Consider the following 25,694-nt stretch of genomic DNA (forward strand, 5'->3'; position numbering starts at 1 on the left):
CGTAAACTGAAATCGCAATGGTAACAAAGAACGAAAGAAGATTAAAAATAAAAGCCCGAGTACGCGGCAAAATTAGCGGCACTCCCGAGTGTCCGCGTTTGTCCGTCTTTAGGAGCAACAAACAGATATATGCACAGGTCATCGACGACTTGTCCGGCAAGACGCTGGCTTCGGCATCTTCTTTGAAAATGGAAGAGAAGCTTCCCAAGAAAGAGATCGCTGCCAAGGTGGGCGAGTTGATTGCCCAGCATGCCAAGGAGGCCGGTGTGGAAAAAGTAACGTTCGACAGAAACGGTTACTTGTATCATGGACGTATTAAAGAATTGGCTGATGCCGCTCGTAAGGGAGGGCTTAAATTTTAACGATTATGGCAGGAATGAATAATAAGGTAAAAACAACAAACGATATCGAATTAAAAGACCGTTTAGTGGCTATTAATCGTACCACCAAGGTGACCAAGGGAGGCCGTACCTTTACGTTTGCAGCCATGGTTGTTGTAGGCAACGAAGATGGCATCGTAGGCTGGGGCCTCGGTAAAGCAGGCGAAGTTACCACGGCAATTGCCAAAGGGGTGGAAGCAGCCAAAAAGAACCTGATCAAGGTTCCCGTACACAAGGGAACGATTCCCCACGAGCAGACAGCTGCCTTTGGCGGTGCACAGGTATTTCTGAAACCCGCCTTTGCCGGTACAGGAGTAAAGGCCGGAGGCGCCATGCGTGCCGTACTGGAGAGCGTGGGCATCACCGACGTACTGGCCAAGTCGAAAGGATCGTCGAACCCGCACAACCTGGTGAAGGCTACTATCGCCGCCCTCACCGAGCTGAGAGACCCGCTTACTGTAGCACAGAACAGAGGGGTAAGTTTGGAAAAAGTATTTAACGGATAATAAAGGAGGAACCTGACATGGCTACAATCAAAGTAAAACAGACAAAAAGCAGGATAGGGGCTCCGAAAGATCAGAAACTGACGTTGGATGCACTGGGACTTACCAAAATGCACCGTGTGGTGGAACACGAAGACACCCCGGCAATCAGGGGACTGATCCGCAAGGTGCGTCATCTGGTGACGGTAGTAGAGTAATTGATTTATAAACGATAAAATAGATACATACAATGGATTTATCGAGTTTAAAACCGGCAGAAGGAGCAACTACAACCCGCAAGCGTATTGGGCGTGGTCCCGGATCGGGCAAGGGAGGCACTTCTACCAGAGGACATAAAGGTCAAAAATCAAGATCGGGTTATTCAAAGAAAGTCGGTTTTGAAGGAGGACAGATGCCGTTACAGCGTCGCGTTCCCAAATTCGGATTCAAACCACTGAAGAGAGTGGAGTATAAAGCCATCAACCTGGAGACTTTGCAGGAACTGGCCGATGGGCAGAAGCTCACCGCCATCAATCCCGAAGTGTTGGTGAATGCCGGACTTATTGCCGGCAAGCATCTGGTGAAAATTCTGGGCAGGGGAACCCTCACGGCTAAGCTGGACGTGGAAGCACACGCTTTCTCAAAGTCGGCTGAACAGGCAATCACCGCTGCAGGTGGAACCGCAAAAAAACTCTGATGCGATGGGATTTGTACAAACAATAAAGAATATATGGAAAATCGAAGACCTCCGTCAGAGGCTTCTGATTACCATTGGATTTGTTGCCATCTACCGGTTTGGATCGTTCGTGGTATTGCCGGGAATCAATCCGGAGGCACTCGTGGCACTGCAATCAAATGCCAGTACCGGCTTGTTGAGCCTGCTCGACATGTTCTCGGGGGGTGCCTTTGCGAACGCATCCATCTTCGCCCTGGGCATCATGCCCTACATCTCTGCATCCATTGTGATGCAGTTGCTGGGTATTGCTGTTCCTGCATTTCAGAAAATGCAGCGCGAGGGCGAAAGCGGACGTACCAAGATAAACCAGTACACCCGTTATCTTACGGTAGGCATCCTGATTTTGCAGGGACCGGCTTACCTTTATGGAGCCGTAGGCAGTGCCATTCCCGGAGGTTTCTGGGATTGGGTGTTGCCCTCGACGGTGATCCTTGCCGGCGGCAGCATGTTTGTGCTCTGGCTGGGTGAGCGCATCACCGATAAAGGAATCGGCAACGGCATCTCTTTCATCATCCTGATTGGCATCATCGCCCGTCTTCCCCATGCCCTGGTGGCTGAGTACGACCGGTTGATCGATGCTCCGGGCGGATTGATTCTGTTGTTGCTCGAGTTGTTGTTCCTGGTTGCGGTTACGGCTGCTGCTATCTTGTTGGTACAGGGTATCCGCAAGGTGCCCGTGCAGTATGCCAAGCGCATTGTAGGGAACAAACAGTATGGAGGCGTGAGGCAGTATATCCCGTTGAAGGTGAATGCCGCCAACGTGATGCCGATCATCTTCGCACAGGCGATCATGTTCATTCCGCTTACCATTGCGAAGTTTTCTGCCGGCGAAGGGGGGGGCTTCTGGACGCAGCTGATGGATTTTACCAGCTTCTGGTATAATTTCATCTTTGCTACGTTGATCATTGCCTTTACCTACTTCTATACGGCCATTACGGTGAACCCGGTGCAGATGGCGGAGGATTTGAAACGGAATAACGGATTTATTCCGGGTGTGAAACCGGGAAAGAAGACGGCCGAGTATATCGACACCATCATGTCGAGGATTACCTTGCCCGGTTCTGTGTTCCTGGCTATCGTGGCCATCCTGCCCGCATTCGCGGGACTGATGGGAATCAACTCTCAGTTTGCCCAGTTCTTCGGGGGCACTTCGCTGTTGATTCTCGTGGGTGTGGTACTCGATACCCTGCAACAGATTGAAAGTCACCTGCTGATGAGGCATTACGATGGATTCCTGAAGTCGGGTGCCAAGATCAAAGGCAGAACAGGCTCAATTGCTGCTTATTAATGTGAGGTAATGCGATGGAGAGTAAAATGATCATACTGAAGACCGACGAAGAGATTGAGTTTATGCGGGAAGCGAACCGGCTTGTGGGAATGACACTCGGAGAGTTGTCGCACCACATCAGGCCGGGCGTGACCACGCTGCAACTCGATAAGATAGCCGAGGAGTTTATCAGAGATCATGGTGCCATCCCCACCTTTTTAGGATACGGCGGTTTTCCCAATTCCATCTGTACTTCCGTCAACGAGAACGTGGTGCACGGCATCCCCAATAACAAGCCCCTGCTGGAAGGGGATGTGATCTCGGTGGATTGTGGCACCCAGCTGCGTGGCTTTTGCGGCGACTCGGCCTACACCTTCTGTGTGGGCGAGGTAGACGAAAAAGTGAAAGAACTGCTTCGTGTAACCAAAGAGTCGTTATACAAAGGAATTGAGCAGGCACAGGAAGAGAAAAGGATTGGAGATATCGGTTCCACCATTCAGTCTTACTGCGAATCGAAAGGATATTCGGTGGTTCGCGAACTGGTAGGACATGGCATTGGACGGCAGATGCACGAAGCCCCAGAGGTGCCTAACTACGGTCGACGTGGTACGGGCCCGCTCATTCGGAATGGAATGTGCATTGCCATTGAACCGATGATCAACATGGGCGGCAAGAAAGTGGTGTTTGAGAATGATGGCTGGACGGTGCGGACAAAAGATCGCAAGCCATCGGCCCATTTTGAACACACTGTTGCCATCCGGAACGGGAAAGCCGATATATTATCGACATTTGAGTTTATAATTGAAACCAACTAAAAAGAAGCATTGATTGAATGGCTAAACAAGCAGCAATAGAACAGGACGGAACCATTATTGAAGCATTATCGAATGCAATGTTCCGCGTAGAACTGGAAAATGGACATGAAATAACTGCCCATATTTCGGGGAAGATGCGCATGCATTACATCCGTATTCTTCCCGGAGACAGGGTGAGAGTGGAAATGTCGCCTTATGACCTTTCGAAAGGAAGAATTTCGTTCAGGTACAAATAGAGTCAAGACGCAAGACACAAGACTCGAAAACCGGGACGGAAGACTTTGAATTCAGGTAACAGGAACTAAAACGAGCAAAAAATAAATAATTCATATGAAAGTAAGAGCATCACTCAAGAAACGTACGGCCGACTGTAAAATAGTAAGAAGAAAAGGCCGTCTGTATATCATCAACAAAAAGAATCCCAAGTTCAAACAACGTCAGGGATAATTATACATTATTGTAAACAAATAATTAAAAGACATATATGGCTATAAGAATTGTGGGTGTAGACCTGCCGCAGAATAAAAGAGGCGAAATAGCCCTGACGTATATTTACGGCATCGGACGCAGTGCAGCGAACACCATTTTAACAAAAGCAGAGGTTGATAGGGATATCAAAGTGAAGGATTGGACTGACGAACAGGCAGCCCGCATACGCGAGATCATTGGCAACGAATTCAAAGTGGAAGGTGATCTGCGCTCGGAAGTGCAGCTGAACATCAAACGTCTGATGGATATTGGCTGCTATCGCGGCATTCGCCACCGTATTGGCCTGCCCGTGCGCGGACAGAGCACAAAGAACAATGCCCGTACGCGGAAGGGAAGAAAGAAAACCGTTGCTAACAAGAAAAAAGCTACTAAATAATAGAAGGTAACATGGCAAAAAGAACAGTTGCAGCAAAAAAGAGAAATGTAAAAGTGAACGCCACAGGCCAGGCGCATATCTCGTCGTCGTTCAACAACATCATTGTATCGTTAACCAACGAGAATGGAGAAGTGATCAGTTGGTCCTCGGCTGGTAAAATGGGTTTCAGAAGTTCAAAGAAGAATACACCCTATGCAGCACAGATGGTGGCGCAAGATTGCGCAAAAGTAGCCTATGATTTAGGGCTGCGCAAGGTGAAAGCTTACGTGAAAGGACCGGGCAACGGACGTGAATCGGCTATCAGAACCATTCACGGATCAGGGATCGAAGTGACGGAAATTGTAGACGTGACGCCATTACCGCACAACGGATGTCGTCCTCCCAAACAGAGAAAAGTTTAATTGTAAATAATTTAAGTTTCATTTATCTTGAGACTTGAGCTGTGATTGATTACAACACAACTTCTCTGTAATCGCGGCTGCACAGTTTAGGCTTCAGTAAAGTTTAATTGTAAAGATGGCAAGATATATTGGTCCAAAATCAAAAATCGCCCGCAAATTTGGCGAGCCTATTTTCGGTCCCGATAAGGTTCTCTCAAAAAAGAACTATCCCCCGGGACAACACGGTAATTCACGCAGACGGAAAACGTCGGAATACGGCATCCAGTTACGCGAGAAACAACGTGCTAAATATACGTACGGCGTACTGGAGAAACAGTTCCGTCTGACGTTCGACAGAGCATCCCAGCAGCCGCGGTATTACCGGTGAGGTACTGCTTCAACTGCTCGAGTCGCGTCTCGATAACATCGTATTCCGCCTGGGTATTGCTCCCACGAGGGCGGCTGCACGCCAGCTGGTTACACACCGCCATATCGTGGTGAACGGCCAGGTGCTGAACATCCCCTCCTATACTGTGAAAGCAGGTGACGTGGTGGGCGTAAGAGAAAAATCAAAATCGATGGAGGTTGTTGTAAATGCCCTTGCAGGTTTCAATCACAGCAAATATCCCTGGCTGGAGTGGGATAAAGGTACTTTGAGCGGTAAAATGCTTCACGTGCCCGAAAGAGCAGATATCCCGGAAAGCATCAAAGAACAACTCATCGTAGAATTATATTCTAAACAATAATTTCATGGCAATATTAGCATTCCAAAAACCCGATAAGGTAATCATGTTACAGGAGAACGTCTTCTCCGGTAAATTCGAATTCCGCCCGTTGGAGCCCGGATACGGTATTACTATAGGCAACGCCTTGCGCCGTATTCTGCTTTCCTCTCTGGAAGGATTCGCTATTACATCGGTTAAGATAGATGGGGTGGAGCATGAATTTGCAACCATTCCCGGTGTAATTGAAGATGTAACAGGTATTATTCTGAATCTGAAGAAAGTAAGATTTAAAAGGATAGTAGAAGAGTTTGAAACAGAAAAAGTGAGCATCGCTATTTCGGGAACGGAAGTGTTTAAAGCCGGAGATATTGGTAAATTACTGACCGGTTTCGAAGTGCTGAATCCCGAGCTCGAGATCTGCCGTATGAACAAGAAGGCCGATCTGCGCATGGAGCTGACCATCAGCAAGGGAAGAGGTTATGTGTCTGCCGATGAGAATCGGGAGATGCTCGCCTCCGATGATGTGCAGACCATTGCCATTGACTCCATTTACACACCGATCCGGAACGTAAAATACGAGATAGAAGATTACCGTATCGAACAGAAAACGGACTACGAAAAACTGATTATTGAAATTTCCACCGATGGATCCATTCAACCCAAAGAGGCGTTGAAGGAAGCTGCTAAAATATTGATTCAGCATTTTGTCTTGTTCTCTGACGATAACAAGATCATGCTCGAGACTTCCGATGCCGAGAGCATTGAAGAGTTCGACGAAGAGGTGTTGCATATGCGTCAGCTGCTGAAACGCAAATTGTCTGATCTCAACCTCTCGGTGAGGGCACTCAACTGCCTGAAGGCTGCCGATGTGGAGACGCTGGGACAACTGGTGGCACACAACAAGAACGATCTGCTCAAGTTCCGTAACTTCGGAAAGAAATCGCTGACCGAGCTGGAAGAACTGCTCGACGGCCTGAAGTTACAGTTTGGCATGGATACATCGAAATACAAATTAGATAAAGACTAAGGATTACAATGAGACATAATAAGAAATTCAATCATTTAGGACGCAAGACTGCACATCGGGAGGCGATGTTGTCCAACATGGCTACTTCGCTTATCATGCACAAGCGCATCTTTACTACTGTTCCCAAGGCGAAGGAATTGAGGAAATTTGTAGAGCCTATCATCACCCGGAGTAAGGAAGACAGTACCAACTCGAGAAGGGAAGTGTTCAGGCTGTTGCAGAACAAGGTGGCCGTGACCGAGCTGTTTCAGTCGGTATCGCAGAAGGTAGCCGACCGTCCGGGGGGATATACCCGCATCATCAAAACCGGATTCCGTCTGGGTGATAATGCAGCCATGTGCTTCATAGAGCTGGTCGACTATAACGAGAACATGCTGGTTGATGGCGGTGCCAAGAAGACAAAAACACGCCGTTCACGCAGAAAAGCTACGTCTGATGCTGCTGCTACTACCACTGCCGCTGCTCCCAAGGCAAAGAAAGAGTCGAAAGACGCGAAAGCCAAGGAGGTAAAACAAGCCGAAAAGGCAGTGGAAGAGACCAAGACAGTGGAAGAAGCAGAGGTTGCCGAAGAGGTGAAAACCGAGACCGGCAACGTGGAAACGACACAGAGCGTTCAGGAGGAGACTGTTGAGAACAAAGAAGAGTCTGCCGCTCCGGAAGCCGATGCCGCACCGGAAGAGAAGGCATAAACTTCTTTCACAATAAACACTGTGGGTACATCGTCGTTACGACGGAGACCTAACACCTCTGTCGATGGTGTATTTGCAGTGAAGCTGTGATTTTTAAAATGTTAAACATTAAGAAAGCGCCGCGAGTGATTCGTAGCGCTTTTTTTTATATTTTTGTCCTGCAGGTGTAACGACGCTGACTTCTTTTTTGTCCTATATGAAATAGTCTGAATGGATATGAAGTCTTTTTTTATTTTTTTATACCTTGTAATACCCACGGTGGCTCTTTGCCAGACAAAGAGTTACACTGCCCTGCGTGCAGGAGAAGCACCCCGGATAGATGGGCACCTGGGCGACGAGTGCTGGCAGCACACCGAATGGGCGGGTGATTTTATTCAGTACGAGCCGGTTCCCCACGCTCCTCCGTCGCAACAAACGCTGTATGCGATCGTGTATGATGACGACAACCTGTACGTAGCCATTAAAGCCCTGGATAGCATACCCGCCGAAATTGTCCGCCGCATATCGCGTCGTGACGCGATCGACGGCGATTGGGTGGCCATAGCAATAGACAGCTACGAGGATAAAATGACCTCTTTTGAGTTCTTCGTCTCGGCATCGGGAAGCAAACGCGATGTGCGTCGCTCGGAGAGCAGTGGCCAAGATGATACCTGGGATCCCGTTTGGGAGACGAAAACCTCCCTGCAGCCAGAGGGCTGGTATGCCGAGATACGCATTCCCTATTCGCAGCTCCGTTTTGGAAAAAAGAAAACCTACCGGTGGGGGCTACAAGTAGCACGGCAAATTTATCGCCTGCAGGAGGTCTCATTTTGGCAGCCTGTCGATAAGGCTTCATCTCAGTTTGTGGCACACTTTGGGACGCTGCTGGGTATTCATGATATTTCACCCGGAAAAGAGGCGGAGGTTGTTCCTTTTGCCCTTTCTCAGCTAACATTGACGGAGAAAGAAGCCGGAAACCCGTTCGCTACGGGACGAAGCGCCAAAGCATCGATGGGCGTCGACGGCAAGGTGGGCCTGACGAATGATCTCACGTTGAATTTTACGATCAACCCCGATTTTGGACAGGTGGAAGCAGACCCTTCGAACGTGAACCTGACCAATTTTGAAACCTATTTCGACGAAAAGAGGCCTTTTTTTGTAGAAGGAAGCAACATTTACCATTATCCCTTTGACATCACCAACAACGAACGGAACAAGATCTTCTACTCCCGCAGGCTGGGAAGAGAACCCCAATTCTCCTACGACAGCGAGGAGGATGAATATGTAAGAGCACCGGGTCGTACCAATATTTTGGGGGCAGTGAAGATATCCGGAAAAACGAGCAAAGGTACCTCCCTGGGGATATTGAATGCCGTCACACAGAAGATGTACAGTGAGATAGACCGCGATGGGGAGAGAGCGGGCTATGCTGTTGAGCCGCTCTCTAGTTACTTCACCGGAAGGGTGGAGCAGGATCTTGACAGCGGCAACCTGATTGTGGGGGGCATCGTGACGGCCGTTAACCGTAAGATCGACGAGGAGCAGTTCCGCGAGATACCGCGCTCAGCCTACACGGGAGGAATCAATTTTACCCGTTACTGGCGGAAGAAATCATACTACGTCACCGCACGCGCCTTCTTCAGCCATCTGCAGGGAGCCCCGCAGGCGATAACCCGCCTGCAGCAATCCTCGGCACGCTATTACCAGCGCCCCGATGCGGATCACCTTCGGCTCGACTCGTCCCGCACCACGCTCAGCGGAATGGGGGGGTCCTTTAACGGAGGCAAGATATCGGGACATTTCAATTTTCTGCTGTTCTCGAGCTGGAGCTCCCCGGGACTGGAGCTTAACGACATCGGCTTTAAGCACAATGCCGACCAGATCATGAATGGCGTCTGGGCAGGCTACAGGGAATGGCGCCCCAAAGGGTTTGTAAACCAGTACGAGTTTAACGGATCTACCTATCATATTTTGGATTTCTCCGGCATGTCGAAAGGGTTGGGCACAGAGTCGTTTGCATACATTCAGTTCAACAATTACTACGATGTTGCAGGAGGGCTGAATATCAATTACAACGGTAATTCGACCACCCTGTTGCGTGGCGGCCCTTCCATCCGCACACCGGGTGTGATGAATGGCTGGTTTTCCATCGAAACCGACAACAGGAAGAAGTTTCAGGCCGAATACGATATGAGTTTCAGAAGAGGTTTTGAAAACTCGGCTGCCGCAGTTTCCTGCGGGCTCGGCCTCTCCTATAAGCCGAACAACCGGCTCTTGCTGTCGGTTTACCCGCAGTATGTGCAATCTACCGATCATCAGCAGTATGTGCGTACCGTGGAGGGCAATCATCCCGCGTACATTCTCTCGTCCATCCATCAGCATATTGCTTCCATGTCAATTCGTATCAACTTTGGCATCACGCCTGATATGTCGTTGCAGTGGTATGCACTGCCCTATCTTTTCTCGGGCGATTATTATGGTTTTAAAACGGTGACGCATCCGCAGGCGGACAAGTTTGCGGAGAGATATACGCCGATAGACGATTATTCGTACGACAATCCTGATTTTCACTTCTTGCAGTTGCGCTCTAATTTGGTATACCGGTGGGAATACAAACCCGGTTCTGTGCTCTACCTGGTATGGTCGCAGGGTAAAACGCTGCAGGAGGAGGATGGTACTTTCCGTTTTGGTGGCTATGTTCATGAACTGGTTCAGGCAAAGGCACAGAATGACTTCCTTGTTAAAGTGTCCTACGCATTTATTTTCTGAGTCCTCTTTTAACCTCGCTTTTTTGCAACTTTTTCGCATTGGGAAATGTTTATCATACTAACATGGGTACCCGGAGGTGTGAAAAGGGAGCAGCTCCCATTGTACGAGCCGGGATACATCTCTTTGTTTCGATGAATCATAGCGTAAGAACAGGATGAAAAAGATTGTTGTGGCAGGTTGTGGCTTTGGCGGATTGCAGTTTATCAGGCATCTTAAAAAGGGAGTCTTCGATATCATGGTGATTGACAAGATCAATCACCATCAGTTTCCTCCATTGTTTTATCAGGTGGCAGCTTCGCAGATTGAGCCGGCTACCATCTCGTTTCCCATCCGGAAAATATTTCAAAAAAGAAGGGATGTGCGCATCCGTCTGGCACAGGTGTTGTCGGTAAATGACGCAGAGAAGTATGTGGATACCACGATTGGGCAGTTTCATTACGACTATCTGGTGATTGCGACCGGTACCCGTACCAACTTCTACGGAAATGTGCAGACCGAGAAGCATGCCCTGGGATTGAAATCGACTTATCAGTCCATCAACGTGCGAAATTTTATTCTTCACAATTTTGAGAAACTGTTGTATACTGATGAGAAGGAAGGCCTCTACAATATTGTGATTGTGGGTGGTGGCGCTACCGGGGTGGAGCTGGCCGGCGCTTTTGCTGAAATGACGAAAGAGGTGCTGCCGAAAGATTATCCCAATATTGATTCTTCCAAGGTGCATGTTTATCTGCTGGAAGGAGGGGAACATACCCTTTCGGCCATGAGCAGCTTCGCACAGAACTACTCAGAGAGGCAGCTTCGCTCCATGGGAGTAATCGTAAAAACAAACACTCTGGTAAAGGAGTACGACGGGGAACTCCTCACCCTGAATAACGGGGAGACCATTCATAGCCGGAACGTGATCTGGTCGGCCGGCGTGACCGGCAACAGCATTGAAGGCATTCCGGAAGAGGCCCGGCTGCGCACGGGCAGAATCAAAGTGGACCGCTTCAACCGGGTGGATGGCCTGCGCAATGTGTTTGCGATTGGGGATGTAGCCTACATGGAGACCGAAAAATATCCAAGGGGTCACCCACAGTTGGCCAATGTGGCCATTGGACAGGGAAAGAACCTGGCGCGCAACCTGCAGCGGATGGAGAAGGGATATCAGGAACTGAAACTCTACGAGTACCGTAACCTGGGCACGATGGCTACCATTGGACGGAATAAAGCGGTGGTGGACCTGCCCTTTGTAAAGTTCAAAGGCCGTTTTGCCTGGTTTATCTGGATGTTCCTTCACCTGATGCTGATCCTGAGTGTCCGCAACAAGCTGGTTGTCTTCATCAACTGGGCCTGGAACTATTTTACGAAGAACAACTCGCTGCGTCTGATCCTGAAGGATACGGACTGATCCAAGAATCCAATGGGGTGGTTTTTACTCTTCCCAGACCAGATAGGCGGATACCAGCCAGTGATTTAGCTTGTTCTCGTCGATGGGGGTTGACTCCGGTATGCTGATGGTGAGTGTATGGCTGCCGGGAGTGATGCCCTGCAGGTTGATCTCCTCGGGTGTTACGTCACTGCCTGGACACCAGTTGCTTCGCGAAAGGTCGGACGATGCCAGCGGCTCCTCGATCTCTTTGACTTCCCGTTTTCCTCCTTTGCCAATAAATGCCTGTGTTCGCTTCTGAAGCCACACGCCAGAGGTGGGGTTAAACCTGCGGAAGGAGGCGCAGTCGGTACGCCACGGTGTAAAATCAAGCACCACCTCCCCGTCGACGGAAAGAATGTTCTTTTGCGGACGAAACTCGTCCCCTCCCGAATGGCCGCCATGTCCCGTGGCTATATATTTCAGACGTACATTCCGAACATTTTCCGGAATGGTAAAAGGAATGGAGACATCCTGCCGCGAGAAGATATCGGGATGCTTCTGGCCGATATAGTAGTTGGTGTTGATCAGCGGCTCCACATGCAGCTTCGGCATCGTGTCGCAGGGAAGGGCGCTCTCAGTCCAGGAAAGCTGCACATCCACCTTGTACCCCTCTTTGGTCCATGTGTCAATGAAGATACCTATGTATGCCTCCTCTTCGAAAAGGGAAAGCAGATCGGTGATGTCCTGTGTCCAGGTCACCTCTTTGGCCCATCCATCTACATAGACCGGGCGGCGGCGTGCCGATACGGAATCATCGTCGCTACTGAAATGGCCTACGCCAAACGGAGTCATAAACCGCATCAACTCTATCGCGGGCCGGTAATTTTCTCCTTGTACAATACCGGCAAGCTGCTCGTAGCGTCCACTGTCTTGCCGGGGGTAGGCGGCACGTCCGGCGGCTATATCCAGCATGGTCGTCCCGGCGGAGGCCGGAATCACGAAGCAGGATCCCGATTTGTCCCAGGGATCGCCGTTTGAAACCAGCGATAGGGTGAGCGAAGCCCCGGTGTATTTTGTGAATTTGGGAAGTTGTATCTTTTTCAGCACAATCCGCCCGTTTCCAAGATAGATCATGCCCTCTTTTTCTACGACGCCATTTGGATATTCCGCGGGATTAAAACAAACGGGCATTTCCGGGAACAAATTGATGGTGACGGGTCGTTTTGTGCGCTGTGCCGGGAGAAGGGTGACGGCTGCGATGCATAACAGCAGGAGGATAATCTTTTTTTGCATACCGGAATGATGATTTTACGTTTTGGTGACTGCAAATTTACAAAAATCCCTATATTTGTACAATTACTAAAGCAGCTGATATGCGCATCAAAGAAATTCTTCAGGTTATTGAACAACTTGCCCCCCTGCCATTGCAGGAGGATTTTGACAATAGCGGGCTACAGGTGGGCGATTCCGGAAGGGAAGTGACGGGCGTCCTCCTGGCGATAGACGTGACCGAGAACGTGATCGACGAGGCCCTCGCGTTGGGGTGCAACCTCATCATCACCCATCACCCCTTAGCCTTCAGGCCTTTTAAGTCGTTGACAGGAAGGAACTACATAGAACGGTGCATAATGCAAGCCATCAAAAACGATCTCGTGATTTACGCTGCGCATACCAACCTGGATAACGCACCGGGGGGCGTCAACTACAAGCTGGCAGAAATGCTGGAGCTGCAGAACGTGAAGATCCTTCAGCCGAAGGAGAATGCCCTGTTGAAGTTTGTTACCACGGTACCCTTGCACCATGCCGATAGTGTGCGAAATGCGCTGTTCAATGCCGGCGCCGGACATATTGGTAATTATGACAGCTGCAGTTATAATCTGACAGGCGAAGGCACTTTCCGTGCGCGGCAAGGTGCCCGTCCGCATGTTGGAGAGATCAATGCTTTGCATGTGGAGCCGGAGGTAAGAATAGAGACCGTGATCCCTCTCATGAAGAAGGAAGAGGTACTGCGGGCGCTGCTGGCTGTGCATCCGTATGAAGAGCCGGTATACGATCTGTACCCGATCGCCAACACATGGCCGCAGAGCGGCAGCGGGGTGGTGGGGGTGCTGCCGGAGCCGATGCCGGAGCAGGAATTTCTCTATCTGTTGAAAGACATTTTTAATCTGCCTGCCATTCGTCACTCAAAGATGCATGGTAAGGAGATCCGCGATGTGGCCCTGTGCGGTGGGGCAGGATCATTTTTGATCCCCGGTGCCGTGGCATATGGCGCCGATGCCTTTGTGACGGGCGAGGCGAAGTACAACGATTTCTACGACGTGGAAGGGCGTATACTGCTCGCTGTAGTAGGCCATTACGAGTCGGAGATCTGCACAAAAGATATTTTTTTCGATCTTCTTTCGAAAAAATTTTCTACCTTTGCATTGCATAAATCGGCATTCGACTCGAATCCCGTGAAATATCTGTGAAAGAAAGCGGTCTGACTTGTTCCCGCAGTTGCAGAGAAATGTGGTAATGAAACGACGGAGTTGTCGTTTGATTACTGCATTTTTTATTAGGATGACTCCGGACGACAACGATTGTATGCTCAATCCCGTATGCGAGGCCCGGGATTTCTGATTTCGCGACTCACCCTCGTCAACAACGATGAGCGTGCAGGGATCAAAATGGGCGTCGACCTGATCTGAAATAATTACATCATTACATAAACCGAACCATTATGGCAACAAGAAAAAAAACCGTTGAAAAAGAAGTCTCCGTAGAGGATAAACTAAAGTCGCTCTTCAAACTGCAATCGTATCTGTCGGAAATTGACCGGATCAAAACATTGCGCGGGGAGCTTCCGCTCGAGGTGTCGGATCTCGACGACGAGATCGCCGGCCTGGGTACACGTGTCAATAATTTTCAGCTTGAAATGAAGCAGTTGGAGGAGAACACCAAGCTGCAGAAAGGGAAGATAGAAACCTGCAAGGCAAAGATCGAAAAATATACCAAGCAGCTCGACAACGTACGTAACAGCAAGGAGTACGATCATCTTTCGAAGGAGATTGAATTTGAAACACTGGAAATTGAGCTTTCCGAAAAGCATATCCGGGAGTTTTCGCAGGAGATCGCATCCATCAAAGAGCAGATTGAAGCTGCGGGCGAGCAGCTGAAGGATAAGACAGCCGACCTTGAGATGAAGAAAAAGGAGCTGGACGACATTGTTTCGGAAACAAAAGCACAGGAAGAGAAAATTCGAGAGAAAGCAAAAAAAACGGAGAATACCATTGAGCCCCGTCTCCTGGCTGCCTTCAAACGTATTCGCAAGAATGCCCGCAACGGCCTTGGCGTGGTGCCCATTCAACGGGGTGCCTGCGGGGGATGCTTCAACAAAATTCCTCCCCAGAAACAGATGGACATCAAGCTGGGCAAAAAGATCATTGTCTGTGAATATTGCGGGCGGATCATGATTGACCCTGAAATGGCCGGAATCGTGGAAAAATAAATTGCATAACCCGGGAAAAGACACCGGCATTCCATTGAGGAATTTTTTCTTTATTTTCCGGAAAATTTTCTTTTATTGGCTGCAAATAACGTATCTTTGCGCTTTTAAAAGACTATATCCTCTATGTACATCGCACTTGTGTGAAACCTTTTAATTTATAACAGGTTCAATAAAAAAGATTACAAGAAAGGTAATTTATAATAACTATATGGCTAATCGAATAAAAATTAAGAAAGGCTTGCAAATTCCGTTGCTCGGTACCGCAGAAGAGACCGTCAGAGGTACGGTAAAGAGTGAATTTGTACGCATTTGTCCGGAAGATTTTCATGGCATTACACCCAAGTTAGCCGTCAGGGTGGACGATACCGTAAAGGCCGGTACAGCGCTGTTCTACGAGAAGAATCATCCCGACATGCGCTTTGCTTCGCCCGTGAGCGGTGTGGTGACCGCCATTGAAAGAGGGGAGAAAAGGCGTATCCTTCACATTGTTGTAAAGGCCGACGATAGCACTCAGTACGAAGACTTTGGAGCAAAGGAAGTGGCTTCGCTTTCCGGTGAGGAGGTGAAAAGAACAATCCTCGATGCCGGCATCTGGTTTCTGATTAAACAGCGCCCTTACGATGTGGTGGCTCTCCCGGATAAAGAACCCCGCGATATTTTTGTGACCGGCTTCGATTCTGCGCCGCTGGCTCCCTCGTACGACTTTCTGTTGAAGGAGAAGGAGGCCGACTTCCAGGCTGGGCTTGATGCTCTGGCAAAGCTCACTCCCGGGAAGGTATACCTCTCTGTCAGCAACAAAACCTCGTTCAACGGTTTGCGTGAAGCAAAGAATGTGGTCATCACCGAATTCGAAGGGCCACATCCCGCCGGAAATGTGGGTGTGCAAATCAATCACATCAAGCCGGTGAACCGGGGAGAGGTGGTGTGGACGCTCAATGCCCCGGATGTAGCCATCATCGGCCGCCTCTTCAACAAGGGGGTCGTTGATCTTACCCGCACTGTGGCACTCACCGGTTCGGAAGTGAAGCAGACGGGCTACTACAATATGGTGATCGGTACGGAACTGAAATCGATCTTTGCACAGAACGTGACCGAAGGAATCTCGCTGCGCTTTATCAGCGGAAACCCGCTCACAGGAAGGAAGATTGATGCGAATGGGGAGCTGCGGGCCTACGACTCGCAGGTGACAGTGATTCCCGAAGGGGACGACGTGCACGAGGCTTTTGGATGGGCTTCCTTCTCGCCAAAACGTTACAGTGCCGGTGCCACATATTTCTCTCACCGTAAAAATTACCGTCTCGACGCCCGCCTCATGGGAGGGCCCAGGGCCATCATCGTCTCCAACGAGTACGACAAGGTTTTCCCCATGGATATCTATCCTGAGCAGCTGATCAAAGCCATCATCGCATTTAATATTGACAAGATGGAGCAGCTGGGTATTTATGAAGTGGCCCCCGAAGATTTCGCACTGTGCGAGTTTGTGGATACTTCGAAGCTGGAGCTGCAACGTATCGTACGCGCCGGGCTGGATTTGCTGCGCAAGGAGATGGAATAAGCGGTGCAACGGTATAATTGAATAATAACTACTAAAACATAGCACTTTGAAAGCGTTAAGAAAGTATCTTGATAAGATAAAACCGAATTTCGAGGAAGGCGGTAAACTGCATTGGCTTTATTCAACGTACGATGCATTTGAGACATTCCTTTTCGTGCCCAACACTACATCGAGATCGGGAGTGCATATTCACGATGCACGCGACTCGAAACGCACGATGATCGTTGTGATCATCGCCCTGTTGCCCGCCCTCCTGGTGGGCATGTACAATGTGGGGCTGCAACATTATATGTCCTTGGGACTGGAGGCTTCCCTCCTAACGAAATTTATTTACGGATTCCTGGCTGTGCTGCCTCAGATTGTGGTCTCCTACGTGGTGGGGCTGGGCATTGAGTTTGCCATTGCCCAGGTAAGAAAGGAAGAGGTGGCCGAAGGATTTCTGGTGACGGGGATTCTTATTCCGATGATTGTTCCGGTGGACACCCCGTTGTGGATGATTGCCGTAGCCACTGCCTTCGCAGTAATCTTTGCTAAAGAGGTCTTTGGCGGTACGGGATATAATATATTCAATGTGGCGTTGATCACGCGTGCTTTCCTGTTTTTCTCCTATCCCTCGAAGATGTCGGGCGACCAGGTATGGGTGCGTACTGCCGACACCTTTGGCATGGGCAAGGGAACCGTGATAGACGCCTACTCGGGCGCTACGCCGCTGGGACAGATTGCCACCACCGATGCGGCCAGCTTCGGCGAATTCACCTTTCAGGGCATCACCGGTCAGCCTTTGAGCATCAGTGATATGTTCTTCGGATTTATTCCCGGTTCCGTAGGTGAGGTTTCCACCTTTGCCATCCTGTTGGGTGCCCTGCTGCTGATTGCTACCGGCGTGGGGAGTTGGAAAACCATGCTCTCGGTATTCCTGGGCGGACTTGTGTCGGTGTTGCTGGTGAATCTCTTCGCTCAGAATGCGATCATGGAGATGCCGGTACATTATCATTTCCTGTTGGGCGGCTTTGCTTTTGGCGCCGTGTTCATGGCTACAGACCCGGTCACGTCGGCCCGAACGGAGAAGGGGAAATGGATCTATGGCTTCCTGATCGGGATGCTGGCGATTACCATCCGCGTGTTCAACCCGGGTTATCCCGAAGGCATGATGCTTGCCATCCTGTTTATGAACGCGTTTGCACCGCTTATCGACTTCTATGTGATTGACGGCAACATCAAACGACGTATGAAAAGGGCTGCCGTAGCAAAAACGGGACAACAACAATAAAGGAGGATAGCTATGAACAGAGAAAATAGTGGATACACAATTATATATGCTGCGGTAATGGTGATTCTCGTGGCGCTGGGGCTCGCATTCACGCATCAGGTGCTGAACGAGAAGCAGACGACCAACGTGAATATTGACAAAATGCAGCAGATTTTGCGTTCGCTCAATATCAACGCAAAGGCTGCCGAAGCGGAAGCAAAGTACGATGAGTTGGTGAAAAATGCCTACCTTATCGACAGCCACGGAAACAAGGTGGAGGGTACCGAGGGAATCACGCCCAACGATCCTGCCTTTTCTACAGAGCTGGGCAGCGAAGGAGCGCAGGGCCTGCCGGTATACGAAGCAGAAGTTGCGGGAGCACCCGTATACATCATACCCATGAGGGGGACGGGCCTTTGGGGGGCTATCTGGGGCTACCTGGCCGTTGAAGCTGATGGCAGCACCATCTACGGATCCGAGTTTGGCCATGCCGGTGAAACACCCGGATTGGGTGCAGAAATTGTAACACTCGCGTTCCGGAACCAGTTCACCGGCAAGGAGCTCTTTAAAGAAGGTGAGTTCAGGTCGATTGCCGTGGTGAAGCCTGGCAAATCGGTCGCCAACCGTGATTACGTGGACGGCATCTCGGGGGGAACCATCACCAGTCAGGGTGTAGACAAGATGCTGCTTCAAAGCGTGGGTGAATACAAGAGTTTTTTGATGAACTTGCAGGCTGCCCAATAGGGACAGACGATATAAAACAGTAAGAAAATGGCTTTATCAAGTAAAACAAAAGCGGTTTTGTTGGGCCCGCTGAATAAAAACAACCCCGTTATTGTGCAGGTACTGGGTATCTGCTCGGCACTGGCGGTAACCTCCAAGCTGGAACCCTCACTGGTGATGGCTATCTCCGTAACTATTGTCGTGGCTTTTGCCAACGTGATCATATCGCTGCTGCGCAAGACTATACCCAACCGCATTCGCATCATTGTGCAGCTTGTGGTTGCGGCAGCTCTGGTTACCATTGTGAGTGAGGTGCTGAAAGCTTTCGCCTACGATGTGAACAAACAACTCTCGGTATTTGTGGGCCTGATAGTCACCAACTGTATTTTGATGGGACGACTCGAAGCTTTTGCACTGGGTAACGGCCCCTGGCCTTCTTTCCTCGACGGGATAGGCAACGGACTGGGCTATGGCTGGATTTTAATAGTGGTAGGATTCTTCCGTGAGTTGTTGGGTTCGGGTACGCTGATGGGACATCAGGTGATTCCGCAGGCGTTCTACGATGCCGGCTATGAAAATAACGGACTCATGATGCTCGCACCCATGGCCATCCTGTTGGTGGCATGTATCATCTGGATTCACCGGGCGAACAACAAGGAGCTGCAGGAGGAAACCAATTAATAATCGAAAAAATAGTAAAGATATATGGATGCAATTAGTTTAATTGTACGGTCGATCTTCGTCGATAACATGATTTTCGCTTACTTCCTGGGGATGTGTTCCTTCCTGGCGGTGTCGAAGAACGTGAAAACAGCATTGGGACTCGGTATTGCAGTTACTTTCGTGCTGGTGCTGACATTACCCATCAATTATTTACTCGAAAACTATGTACTCAAAGCGGGAGCCCTGGAGTGGCTAGGCGAAGAGTTTGCAGCAGTAGACCTGAGCGTTTTTAGTTTGCTTATCTTTATTGCGGTGATTGCCTCTTTTGTGCAGCTGGTGGAGATGATTGTTGAACGATTCACTCCCGCCCTCTACTCCTCGTTGGGTATCTTTTTGCCGCTCATTGCGGTAAACTGTGCTATCCTGGGAGGATCCCTGTTTATGCAACAGCGCGAATTTGCCAACATTGGCATGGCCACCGCCTATAGCTTTGGATCGGGCATCGGCTGGCTGCTGGCCATTGTTGGGATGGCTGCCATCCGGGAGAAACTGGAATATTCTCATGTGCCAAAGCCATTGAAAGGGTTGGGAATTACCTTTATCATCACGGCATTGATGGCCATCGGGTTTATGAGTTTTTCCGGAATCAACATTTAACCCCACACACAGACATTAACATCGGTTACAAATAAATTAAATACATAAGTATGAGTGTATTATTAAATGCGGGCGGACTAACGATATGGACAAGTGTTGTTGTATTCTTGCTGATCATCCTTATCCTGGTTGTCGTTATTCTTATCGCCAAGGCCAAACTTATGCCGTCAGGCAATGTAAAAATCACCGTAAACAACGAGAAAGAGCTGAGCGTGCCGATGGGGAACACCCTGTTAAACTCGCTTCAGATGAAGGATATCTATCTTTCTTCCGCTTGTGGAGGCGGCGGAACATGCGGCCAGTGCCGTTGCCGCGTGGAGGAGGGCGGTGGTGAGATACTGCCGACCGAGAAAGGCCACTTCAGCCGGAAGGAGCAACTCAATAACTGGCGCTTAAGCTGTCAGGTGAAAGTGAAAGACAACATGTCGATTGTTGTTCCCGACGAGATCTTTGGTATCAAGGAGTGGGAGTGTGAAGTCATCTCGAACAAAAATGTGGCGTCGTTTATCAAGGAGTTCGTGGTCAAACTGCCCGAAGGGGAGAAGCTCGACTTCAAACCGGGCTCCTACAGCCAGATCAGAGTCCCCAAATACGATGCTGTCCGTTACTCGGATTTTCACATCGAAGATAAATATAAAGGAGATTGGGATAAGTTTAAAATGTGGGATCTGACTGCCAAAAATGAGGAGGACACTGTCCGTGCCTATTCAATGGCGAACTATCCTGCAGAAGGAAACATCATCACCCTGAATGTGCGCGTGGCCACGCCACCATTCGATAAAGCAAAAGGGGGGTGGATGAACGTAAACCCCGGGATTGTATCTTCGTACATCTTCAACCTGAAGCCAGGCGACAAAGTGATGATGTCGGGCCCCTATGGCGATTTCCATCCTGTGCTCAACAGCAAGAGAGAGATGCTCTGGATTGGTGGAGGCGCGGGGATGGCTCCGCTGCGCTCGCAGATCATGCACATGACCAAGACATTGAAGACCAGGGATCGGAAGATGACTTACTTCTATGGTGCCAGAGCCTTGGTGGAGGCTTTCTATCTGGAAGATTTCTACGAGCTCGAACGGGAGTTCCCCAACTTCTCTTTCCGTCTGGCGCTCGACCGTCCCGATCCGGCTGCCGATGCGGCCGGCGTGAAATATACACCGGGTTTTGTGCATCAGGTGATCTACGATACCTATCTGAAAGATCATGAGGCTCCCGAGGATATCGAGTACTACATGTGTGGTCCCGGACCGATGGCCAATGCTGCAAAGCGCATGCTCGACAGCCTGGGTGTACCGCCGGAGATGATCATGTTCGACGATTTCGGCTAATTGACATTTTTCTACCTGCTTTTTGCTGTAAGGTCACAGCTGCGGCAGTTGGTAAATCAGACGGTACTCTCCTTGCGGGAGGGCCGTTTTTTTATGCTGCAGGCTTGTTTGTCCTGCATGTCATGTATTCGGCACAAGTTTGTGTTTCGTGTGCAGCGTGTCTGACTCACGGTGTACGTTTTGTCCGTTGAGAAACTATGGGGTAATGTTGCTCACGGGTATCGAAGCGGCATCTTCCACATCGAGCATGGCGTTGATGAGAAAGAGAGACTGGTATTCGTGCAATGTCTCCCGGGTAATTCTTTTTTCGGTTATCCTGCCTTCCCGGAGCAGCTTTTGCCGTTTGGTGCCATTGAGCAGCCAGCTGTCCGGAGTGAAATACTGCTCTCCCTGCCGGAAAACCACGTTGCTGAAGGAGGTGTCCGTGATGAGGCCATTGCGGGTAATGAGGACCTCGTCCGCATCACCTTTCTGTGCCAACAGCCCGGTGAGTTCCTCTCTTCCTGCGTACTTATATCCATAATCGGGTGATGCCTCGATCAGCTTCAGCGATAGAATTTTTTGGGGACGATATTTTTCGAAGGTGATATCGTGTAGGGTTTCCCTGTAGAGGATGCGGCACTTCACCTTCGTATTGTACTGGTCCAGGGGAAGGAGTTTGAGCAGATCGGGGAGAGCAGGAGCGTGAAATGCAAAAGCGGCCGCAGTCAGTTTCATGCGGTTGAGGTGTGCCGCTACATTGAGTAGCCTGCCGTGATCTATGCAGATGGTTTCCAGAAACATATGTTTGAGGATTAAAAGGGTAAATAGATTTTTTGGATCGCTTCGTTGTACTCCTTCCGGCAGTCGCTCTGTGCGGTGATGCCGCCGCCGCTGCGGAAATAAAGTCCCGATTCGTCCTGTTCGATGAAGCGGATCAGCACAAACGATTCCAGTCGCTTCCCGTCGAAATAGCCACCGATGCCGGAATAGAATCCGCGGGGTGCCTTTTCAGCACGACGGATGAGTGCTATTGTGGCCGGCTTGGGTGCTCCCGATACCGAGCCGGCAGGAAGCAGCCTGAAAAACAAGGTGCCCAGCTGCTCCATATAATCGTCCGGCAGGACACCCTCAATCTCGGAACTTACCTGTAATATTGGACCTTTGTGGGTAAGGAGCTTGTCGATATATCTGAAACGGTTTACCTTTACCTGCGATGCTATGCGGCTCAGGTCGTTACGCAGCAGGTCCACGATGGTGTTATGTTCCGCGGTTTCCTTCCGGTCGTTCAGAATAACCTGGCGGGCATTGGGCAGTCGGGCGTCGATGGTACCTTTCATGGGAAAGGTGACAACCTTTCCTGCCTCCATCTGTACAAAACATTCGGGTGAAAAGCATACAAATTTGCCGGGCAGGAAGAGCTTATAGGGTGCACGTGCATGCAGAAAGATCTGCTGCAGCGAGAGTGAACTGCTGACCGGTGTCCGGATGGTGAGGTTCGTGAGGTAGGAGTCGCCCCGTTTCAGGCCATTTATCACGGTCTCAAACCGCTGCTGATAGATGTGATATGCTTCCGGGAAGGCTTTAAAGTGGTAGGAAGGTATCTTTTCCGGTAGCTGTGGCATATTGCCCACGTTGCCTATTTCAAACAGGACGGTCTGCTGTGCCAATGGTTTTGCCAGGAAAAATCCTCTCTCCATCTCAAAGTCAATGCCGAACAGAAAGGCTTCTCTGCCTTGTCCTGCCCGGTTCATCTTTTCTTTTATTTCGCTGCAATACATAAACATTCCACAAAAATAACATCTCCCGAACAATTTCAGGCCATTCTTGTTGTTTATCTTTGCAGGGGTTCTTCAAAAACATCATCACGGCGGGAGATTGCAGCTTTTAAGGCTGATTGGTTTCGAATCGGAGATATTTTTCGCAAAACAGAAGTAAATTGAAGTTATTTTTGAAGAAAAACAGAAAAATATTTTGCCGGTAATTTTTTTTGCTGTTACTTTGCAACCATTAAACAGTTTTTTATTGATTGTCATGCATTATCAAAAAGATATTCTAGTCATTTCTATTCTACTTCTGGAGAACTTCGGAGGGTGAGACTGGCGTATCCAATCAGTATTAATGCAAACAAAATATCGATGACCTTTCTCACCCGCGTGAGGAGGGTTTTTTTCTTTTATGTTGAAACGAAGATAATTTAGGTTTATCATGGAGCGTATTTATGTTTTTGATACCACGTTGAGAGATGGCGAGCAGGTGCCCGGATGCCAGCTGAATACCATTGAGAAGATTCAGATTGCACAGGCACTGGAGCTGCTGGGGGTGGATGTGATTGAAGCCGGCTTTCCGGTGTCGAGCCCGGGTGATTTTAAATCGGTCGTGGAAATATCCAAGGCAGTTACCTGGCCCACCATCTGCGCCCTTACGCGTGCCGTGGAGAAAGATATCGAAGTAGCCGCCGAAGCACTGCAGTATGCGAAGCGCAAACGGATTCACACTGGCATCGGTACATCCGATTTTCACATCAGGCACAAGTTTAATTCCACTCGCGAGGAGATCATTGAGCGGGCCGTGAAGGCAGTAAAATATGCCCGTCGTTTTGTGGACGACGTGGAGTTTTATGCCGAAGATGCGGGCCGTACCGACAACGAATATCTTGCCCGTGTGGTGCAGGCTGTGGTCAACGCCGGTGCGACGGTGGTCAATATTCCCGATACCACGGGATACTGTTTCCCGGATGAATTTGGAGCCAAAATAAAATACCTGACCGAGAATGTGGATCTGAAGAATGCCATTCTTGCCACACACTGTCACCAGGATCTGGGTATGGCTACGGCCAACACCATTGCAGGAGTACTTAACGGTGCCCGACAGATTGAGGTGACCGTCAACGGGATCGGCGAGCGTGCCGGCAATACCTCGCTTGAGGAGGTGGTGATGGCACTCAAAAGCCACAAGGACCGGGGCTTCGATACAAACATCAACACGCAGCAAATCTACTCGACCAGCCGCATGGTGTCGAGCCTGATGAACATGCCGGTACAGCCCAACAAGGCAATTGTAGGGCGCAATGCGTTTGCCCACTCCTCCGGGATTCACCAGGACGGAGTACTCAAAAATGTGGAGACTTACGAGATCATCGACCCAAAAGATGTGGGCATCGACGACAACGCAATCGTGCTGACTGCCCGCAGTGGCCGTGCCGCGCTGAAAAACAGGCTGTCGCTGCTGGGAGTAAAGCTTGAGGCGGAAGAGCTGGATAAGGTATATCTGCAGTTTCTGGAGCTGGCCGATAAAAAGAAAAACGTGAACGACGACGATATCCTGATGCTTGTGGGCAAGGAGGCACGCCTGCATCGGATCAAGGTGGACTACCTCCAGGTAGTCTGCGGCATCGGTGTACGCGATGTGGCCAGCATCGGCCTGAATATTGCCGGCGAACATTTTGAGGCTACGGCCACCGGCAACGGCCCTGTGGATGCAGCCATCAGGGCAGTGAAAAATATTATCCGCAGAAAGGTGAAAATTCAGGAGTTCCTTATTCAGGCCATTGATCGCGGCAGTGATGACGTGGGAAAAGTGCATATGCAGGTAGAACACAACGATATGCTGTATTACGGCTTCGCGGCCAACACCGACATTGTGGCGGCTTCCGTGGAAGCATTCATTGATGCTGTGAATAAATTTGTGGAATAAGGAGAGAGGCAAAACGCAAAGTACAAAACACAAGAACGAAGAGATAAGAACCAAAACATCAGACAACAATAATATTACTTATATGAAGACGCTTTTTGATAAAATCTGGGATGCCCACGTGGTTACCACCGTGCAGGACGGTCCCACCCAACTATACATAGACCGGCATTTGTGTCACGAGGTGACCAGCCCGCAGGCCTTTGCGGGACTACGTGCCCGGGGGCTGAAGGTGTTTCGCCCTGCGCAGACCACGCTCACGGCCGACCATAATATCCCCACCATGGGGCAGGACCGCCCCATTCGCGACCAGGTATCCCGTTTTCAGGTAGATACCCTGGCAAAAAATGCGGAGGAGTTTGGACTTACGTACTATGGGCTTAACAACCCCAAAAATGGCATCGTACACGTGATAGGGCCGGAAAATGGCTATACACAGCCGGGGATGACCATTGTCTGCGGGGACAGCCATACCTCTACTCACGGTGCTTTCGGAGCGATAGCCTTCGGTATTGGTACCAGCGAGGTGGAGATGGTGCTGGCTTCGCAATGCATCCTGCAGACACGGCCCAAAACCATGCGCATCAATTTTGAGGGCACACTGAACGACCGTGTGAGTGCCAAGGATATGGCGTTGTACATGATCTCTCAACTGACCACGGGAGGTGCTACCGGATATTTTGTGGAATATGCCGGGGAGGCGGTGCGCAACCTGACCATGGAAGAGCGGATGACACTCTGCAACCTGAGCATTGAGATGGGCGCGCGGGGTGGATTGGTCGCTCCCGACGAGACCACGTTCCACTATTTGAGAGGACGTGAATTTGCTCCCCAGGGAGAGAAGTGGGAGGAAGCAATGGCCTACTGGAATACGTTGAAGACCGATGAGGGTGCT

General features: G+C 49.9%; 26 protein-coding genes and 2 pseudogenes. 25 read left to right on the top strand and 3 right to left on the bottom strand.

The features are described 5' to 3' along the window. The first annotated feature begins 17 nt into the window (after positions 1–17). From rplR to B3Z75_RS05190, 15 genes and pseudogenes are all read left to right on the top strand, one after another. Positions 18–362, top strand: a complete 345-nt coding sequence (rplR, locus tag B3Z75_RS05120; protein WP_294068332.1) for a 50S ribosomal protein L18 — start codon at positions 18–20, stop codon at positions 360–362. 5 nt (positions 363–367) lie between these two features. Continuing rightward, a complete protein-coding gene (gene rpsE / locus B3Z75_RS05125) occupies positions 368–886 on the top strand; it encodes a 30S ribosomal protein S5 (RefSeq protein ID WP_294068334.1) in 519 nt (172 codons plus the stop codon). A gap of 17 nt (positions 887–903) precedes the next feature. After that, positions 904–1,080, top strand: coding sequence for a 50S ribosomal protein L30 (gene rpmD, locus B3Z75_RS05130; RefSeq protein ID WP_294068336.1), 177 nt, complete (start codon positions 904–906; stop codon positions 1,078–1,080). Between the two features lie 32 nt (positions 1,081–1,112). Further along, positions 1,113–1,559 carry a 50S ribosomal protein L15 gene (gene rplO / locus B3Z75_RS05135; RefSeq protein ID WP_294068338.1) on the top strand — a complete coding sequence of 149 codons (447 nt, stop codon included), beginning with the start codon at positions 1,113–1,115 and terminating at the stop codon, positions 1,557–1,559. A 4-nt stretch (positions 1,560–1,563) separates the two neighbouring features. Then, a complete protein-coding gene (gene secY, locus B3Z75_RS05140) occupies positions 1,564–2,886 on the top strand; it encodes a preprotein translocase subunit SecY (RefSeq protein WP_294068340.1) in 1,323 nt (440 codons plus the stop codon). A 26-nt stretch (positions 2,887–2,912) separates the two neighbouring features. After that, a complete protein-coding gene (gene map / locus B3Z75_RS05145; RefSeq protein WP_294068342.1) occupies positions 2,913–3,680 on the top strand; it encodes a type I methionyl aminopeptidase in 768 nt (255 codons plus the stop codon). A gap of 17 nt (positions 3,681–3,697) precedes the next feature. After that, positions 3,698–3,916 (top strand): translation initiation factor IF-1, encoded by a 219-nt coding sequence (gene infA / locus B3Z75_RS05150; RefSeq protein WP_019541318.1) that lies wholly within the window; start codon positions 3,698–3,700, stop codon positions 3,914–3,916. A gap of 94 nt (positions 3,917–4,010) precedes the next feature. Next, positions 4,011–4,127, top strand: a complete 117-nt coding sequence (ykgO, locus tag B3Z75_RS05155; protein WP_076929107.1) for a type B 50S ribosomal protein L36 — start codon at positions 4,011–4,013, stop codon at positions 4,125–4,127. 37 nt (positions 4,128–4,164) lie between these two features. Then, positions 4,165–4,545, top strand: a complete 381-nt coding sequence (gene rpsM, locus B3Z75_RS05160; RefSeq protein ID WP_294068348.1) for a 30S ribosomal protein S13 — start codon at positions 4,165–4,167, stop codon at positions 4,543–4,545. Between the two features lie 11 nt (positions 4,546–4,556). Further along, the gene (rpsK, locus tag B3Z75_RS05165; protein WP_294068350.1) at positions 4,557–4,946 is read left to right on the top strand and encodes a 30S ribosomal protein S11; all 390 of its coding nucleotides are present in this window, start codon (positions 4,557–4,559) and stop codon (positions 4,944–4,946) included. A gap of 115 nt (positions 4,947–5,061) precedes the next feature. Next, positions 5,062–5,671, top strand: a pseudogene (rpsD, locus tag B3Z75_RS05170) (30S ribosomal protein S4). 4 nt (positions 5,672–5,675) lie between these two features. After that, positions 5,676–6,677: a DNA-directed RNA polymerase subunit alpha gene (locus B3Z75_RS05175; protein WP_294068352.1), complete on the top strand. Its 1,002-nt coding sequence runs from the start codon at positions 5,676–5,678 to the stop codon at positions 6,675–6,677. An 8-nt stretch (positions 6,678–6,685) separates the two neighbouring features. Further along, positions 6,686–7,159: pseudogene (rplQ, locus tag B3Z75_RS05180) on the top strand (50S ribosomal protein L17); the annotation flags it as partial. 423 nt (positions 7,160–7,582) lie between these two features. Beyond that, positions 7,583–10,114 (top strand): DUF5916 domain-containing protein, encoded by a 2,532-nt coding sequence (locus B3Z75_RS05185; RefSeq protein ID WP_294068354.1) that lies wholly within the window; start codon positions 7,583–7,585, stop codon positions 10,112–10,114. 154 nt (positions 10,115–10,268) lie between these two features. Next, on the top strand, positions 10,269–11,507 hold the full coding sequence (locus B3Z75_RS05190) for an NAD(P)/FAD-dependent oxidoreductase (protein WP_294068356.1): 1,239 nt from the start codon (positions 10,269–10,271) through the stop codon (positions 11,505–11,507). Between the two features lie 24 nt (positions 11,508–11,531). Here the strand turns inward: B3Z75_RS05190 and B3Z75_RS05195 are convergent, their stop codons facing one another. After that, positions 11,532–12,761, bottom strand: a complete 1,230-nt coding sequence (locus tag B3Z75_RS05195) for a PNGase F N-terminal domain-containing protein (protein ID WP_294068358.1) — start codon at positions 12,759–12,761, stop codon at positions 11,532–11,534. An 80-nt stretch (positions 12,762–12,841) separates the two neighbouring features. Between B3Z75_RS05195 and B3Z75_RS05200 the strand changes: the two genes are divergently transcribed. From B3Z75_RS05200 to nqrF, 8 genes are all read left to right on the top strand, one after another. Then, positions 12,842–13,936, top strand: coding sequence for a Nif3-like dinuclear metal center hexameric protein (locus B3Z75_RS05200; RefSeq protein WP_294068360.1), 1,095 nt, complete (start codon positions 12,842–12,844; stop codon positions 13,934–13,936). Positions 13,937–14,187: 251 nt separating this feature from the next. Then, positions 14,188–14,955 carry a zinc ribbon domain-containing protein gene (locus B3Z75_RS05205; RefSeq protein ID WP_294068362.1) on the top strand — a complete coding sequence of 256 codons (768 nt, stop codon included), beginning with the start codon at positions 14,188–14,190 and terminating at the stop codon, positions 14,953–14,955. A gap of 208 nt (positions 14,956–15,163) precedes the next feature. Next, positions 15,164–16,510 carry a Na(+)-translocating NADH-quinone reductase subunit A gene (locus tag B3Z75_RS05210; RefSeq protein WP_294068364.1) on the top strand — a complete coding sequence of 449 codons (1,347 nt, stop codon included), beginning with the start codon at positions 15,164–15,166 and terminating at the stop codon, positions 16,508–16,510. Between the two features lie 46 nt (positions 16,511–16,556). Continuing rightward, complete coding sequence (locus B3Z75_RS05215) at positions 16,557–17,780, top strand: NADH:ubiquinone reductase (Na(+)-transporting) subunit B (RefSeq protein WP_294068366.1); 1,224 nt, start codon at positions 16,557–16,559, stop codon at positions 17,778–17,780. 12 nt (positions 17,781–17,792) lie between these two features. After that, positions 17,793–18,503, top strand: a complete 711-nt coding sequence (gene nqrC, locus B3Z75_RS05220; protein WP_294068368.1) for an NADH:ubiquinone reductase (Na(+)-transporting) subunit C — start codon at positions 17,793–17,795, stop codon at positions 18,501–18,503. A gap of 27 nt (positions 18,504–18,530) precedes the next feature. Continuing rightward, entirely contained in the window at positions 18,531–19,163 is a 633-nt protein-coding gene (locus B3Z75_RS05225; RefSeq protein WP_294068370.1) for an NADH:ubiquinone reductase (Na(+)-transporting) subunit D, read from the top strand. A gap of 24 nt (positions 19,164–19,187) precedes the next feature. Next, positions 19,188–19,802 carry an NADH:ubiquinone reductase (Na(+)-transporting) subunit E gene (gene nqrE / locus B3Z75_RS05230; protein ID WP_294068372.1) on the top strand — a complete coding sequence of 205 codons (615 nt, stop codon included), beginning with the start codon at positions 19,188–19,190 and terminating at the stop codon, positions 19,800–19,802. A gap of 50 nt (positions 19,803–19,852) precedes the next feature. Further along, positions 19,853–21,127, top strand: coding sequence for an NADH:ubiquinone reductase (Na(+)-transporting) subunit F (gene nqrF, locus B3Z75_RS05235; protein WP_294068374.1), 1,275 nt, complete (start codon positions 19,853–19,855; stop codon positions 21,125–21,127). Between the two features lie 195 nt (positions 21,128–21,322). Here nqrF and B3Z75_RS05240 read toward each other — a convergent pair whose 3' ends face one another. Next, positions 21,323–21,910, bottom strand: coding sequence for an aminotransferase class IV (locus tag B3Z75_RS05240; protein ID WP_294068376.1), 588 nt, complete (start codon positions 21,908–21,910; stop codon positions 21,323–21,325). 11 nt (positions 21,911–21,921) lie between these two features. Beyond that, on the bottom strand, positions 21,922–22,887 hold the full coding sequence (locus tag B3Z75_RS05245; RefSeq protein ID WP_414702861.1) for an aminodeoxychorismate synthase component I: 966 nt from the start codon (positions 22,885–22,887) through the stop codon (positions 21,922–21,924). Positions 22,888–23,314: 427 nt separating this feature from the next. Here B3Z75_RS05245 and B3Z75_RS05250 point away from each other — a divergent pair, with 427 nt between their 5' ends. Beyond that, entirely contained in the window at positions 23,315–24,802 is a 1,488-nt protein-coding gene (locus B3Z75_RS05250) for a 2-isopropylmalate synthase (protein WP_414702862.1), read from the top strand. 82 nt (positions 24,803–24,884) lie between these two features. Beyond that, positions 24,885–25,694, top strand: an 810-nt coding sequence (locus B3Z75_RS05255; RefSeq protein ID WP_294068380.1) for an aconitase family protein, incomplete at its 3' end; no start/stop codon positions are given.

Origin of the sequence: Proteiniphilum sp. UBA1028 (genome assembly GCF_002316955.1) — a bacterium.
In the GTDB taxonomy this organism is placed as follows: Bacteria; Bacteroidota; Bacteroidia; order Bacteroidales; family Dysgonomonadaceae; genus Proteiniphilum.

What these genes read in the sequence shown, in the direction of transcription:
- rplR (WP_294068332.1), top strand. Translation starts at nt 18, where the DNA reads ATGGTAACAAAGAACGAAAGAAGATTAAAAATAAAAGCCCGAGTACGC.
- rpsE (WP_294068334.1), top strand. Translation starts at nt 368, where the DNA reads ATGGCAGGAATGAATAATAAGGTAAAAACAACAAACGATATCGAATTA.
- rpmD (WP_294068336.1), top strand. Translation starts at nt 904, where the DNA reads ATGGCTACAATCAAAGTAAAACAGACAAAAAGCAGGATAGGGGCTCCG.
- rplO (WP_294068338.1), top strand. Translation starts at nt 1,113, where the DNA reads ATGGATTTATCGAGTTTAAAACCGGCAGAAGGAGCAACTACAACCCGC.
- secY (WP_294068340.1), top strand. Translation starts at nt 1,564, where the DNA reads ATGGGATTTGTACAAACAATAAAGAATATATGGAAAATCGAAGACCTC.
- map (WP_294068342.1), top strand. Translation starts at nt 2,913, where the DNA reads ATGATCATACTGAAGACCGACGAAGAGATTGAGTTTATGCGGGAAGCG.
- infA (WP_019541318.1), top strand. Translation starts at nt 3,698, where the DNA reads ATGGCTAAACAAGCAGCAATAGAACAGGACGGAACCATTATTGAAGCA.
- ykgO (WP_076929107.1), top strand. Translation starts at nt 4,011, where the DNA reads ATGAAAGTAAGAGCATCACTCAAGAAACGTACGGCCGACTGTAAAATA.
- rpsM (WP_294068348.1), top strand. Translation starts at nt 4,165, where the DNA reads ATGGCTATAAGAATTGTGGGTGTAGACCTGCCGCAGAATAAAAGAGGC.
- rpsK (WP_294068350.1), top strand. Translation starts at nt 4,557, where the DNA reads ATGGCAAAAAGAACAGTTGCAGCAAAAAAGAGAAATGTAAAAGTGAAC.
- B3Z75_RS05175 (WP_294068352.1), top strand. Translation starts at nt 5,676, where the DNA reads ATGGCAATATTAGCATTCCAAAAACCCGATAAGGTAATCATGTTACAG.
- B3Z75_RS05185 (WP_294068354.1), top strand. Translation starts at nt 7,583, where the DNA reads ATGAAGTCTTTTTTTATTTTTTTATACCTTGTAATACCCACGGTGGCT.
- B3Z75_RS05190 (WP_294068356.1), top strand. Translation starts at nt 10,269, where the DNA reads ATGAAAAAGATTGTTGTGGCAGGTTGTGGCTTTGGCGGATTGCAGTTT.
- B3Z75_RS05195 (WP_294068358.1), bottom strand. Translation starts at nt 12,761, where the DNA reads ATGCAAAAAAAGATTATCCTCCTGCTGTTATGCATCGCAGCCGTCACC.
- B3Z75_RS05200 (WP_294068360.1), top strand. Translation starts at nt 12,842, where the DNA reads ATGCGCATCAAAGAAATTCTTCAGGTTATTGAACAACTTGCCCCCCTG.
- B3Z75_RS05205 (WP_294068362.1), top strand. Translation starts at nt 14,188, where the DNA reads ATGGCAACAAGAAAAAAAACCGTTGAAAAAGAAGTCTCCGTAGAGGAT.
- B3Z75_RS05210 (WP_294068364.1), top strand. Translation starts at nt 15,164, where the DNA reads ATGGCTAATCGAATAAAAATTAAGAAAGGCTTGCAAATTCCGTTGCTC.
- nqrC (WP_294068368.1), top strand. Translation starts at nt 17,793, where the DNA reads ATGAACAGAGAAAATAGTGGATACACAATTATATATGCTGCGGTAATG.
- B3Z75_RS05225 (WP_294068370.1), top strand. Translation starts at nt 18,531, where the DNA reads ATGGCTTTATCAAGTAAAACAAAAGCGGTTTTGTTGGGCCCGCTGAAT.
- nqrE (WP_294068372.1), top strand. Translation starts at nt 19,188, where the DNA reads ATGGATGCAATTAGTTTAATTGTACGGTCGATCTTCGTCGATAACATG.
- nqrF (WP_294068374.1), top strand. Translation starts at nt 19,853, where the DNA reads ATGAGTGTATTATTAAATGCGGGCGGACTAACGATATGGACAAGTGTT.
- B3Z75_RS05240 (WP_294068376.1), bottom strand. Translation starts at nt 21,910, where the DNA reads ATGTTTCTGGAAACCATCTGCATAGATCACGGCAGGCTACTCAATGTA.
- B3Z75_RS05245 (WP_414702861.1), bottom strand. Translation starts at nt 22,887, where the DNA reads ATGTATTGCAGCGAAATAAAAGAAAAGATGAACCGGGCAGGACAAGGC.
- B3Z75_RS05250 (WP_414702862.1), top strand. Translation starts at nt 23,315, where the DNA reads ATGGAGCGTATTTATGTTTTTGATACCACGTTGAGAGATGGCGAGCAG.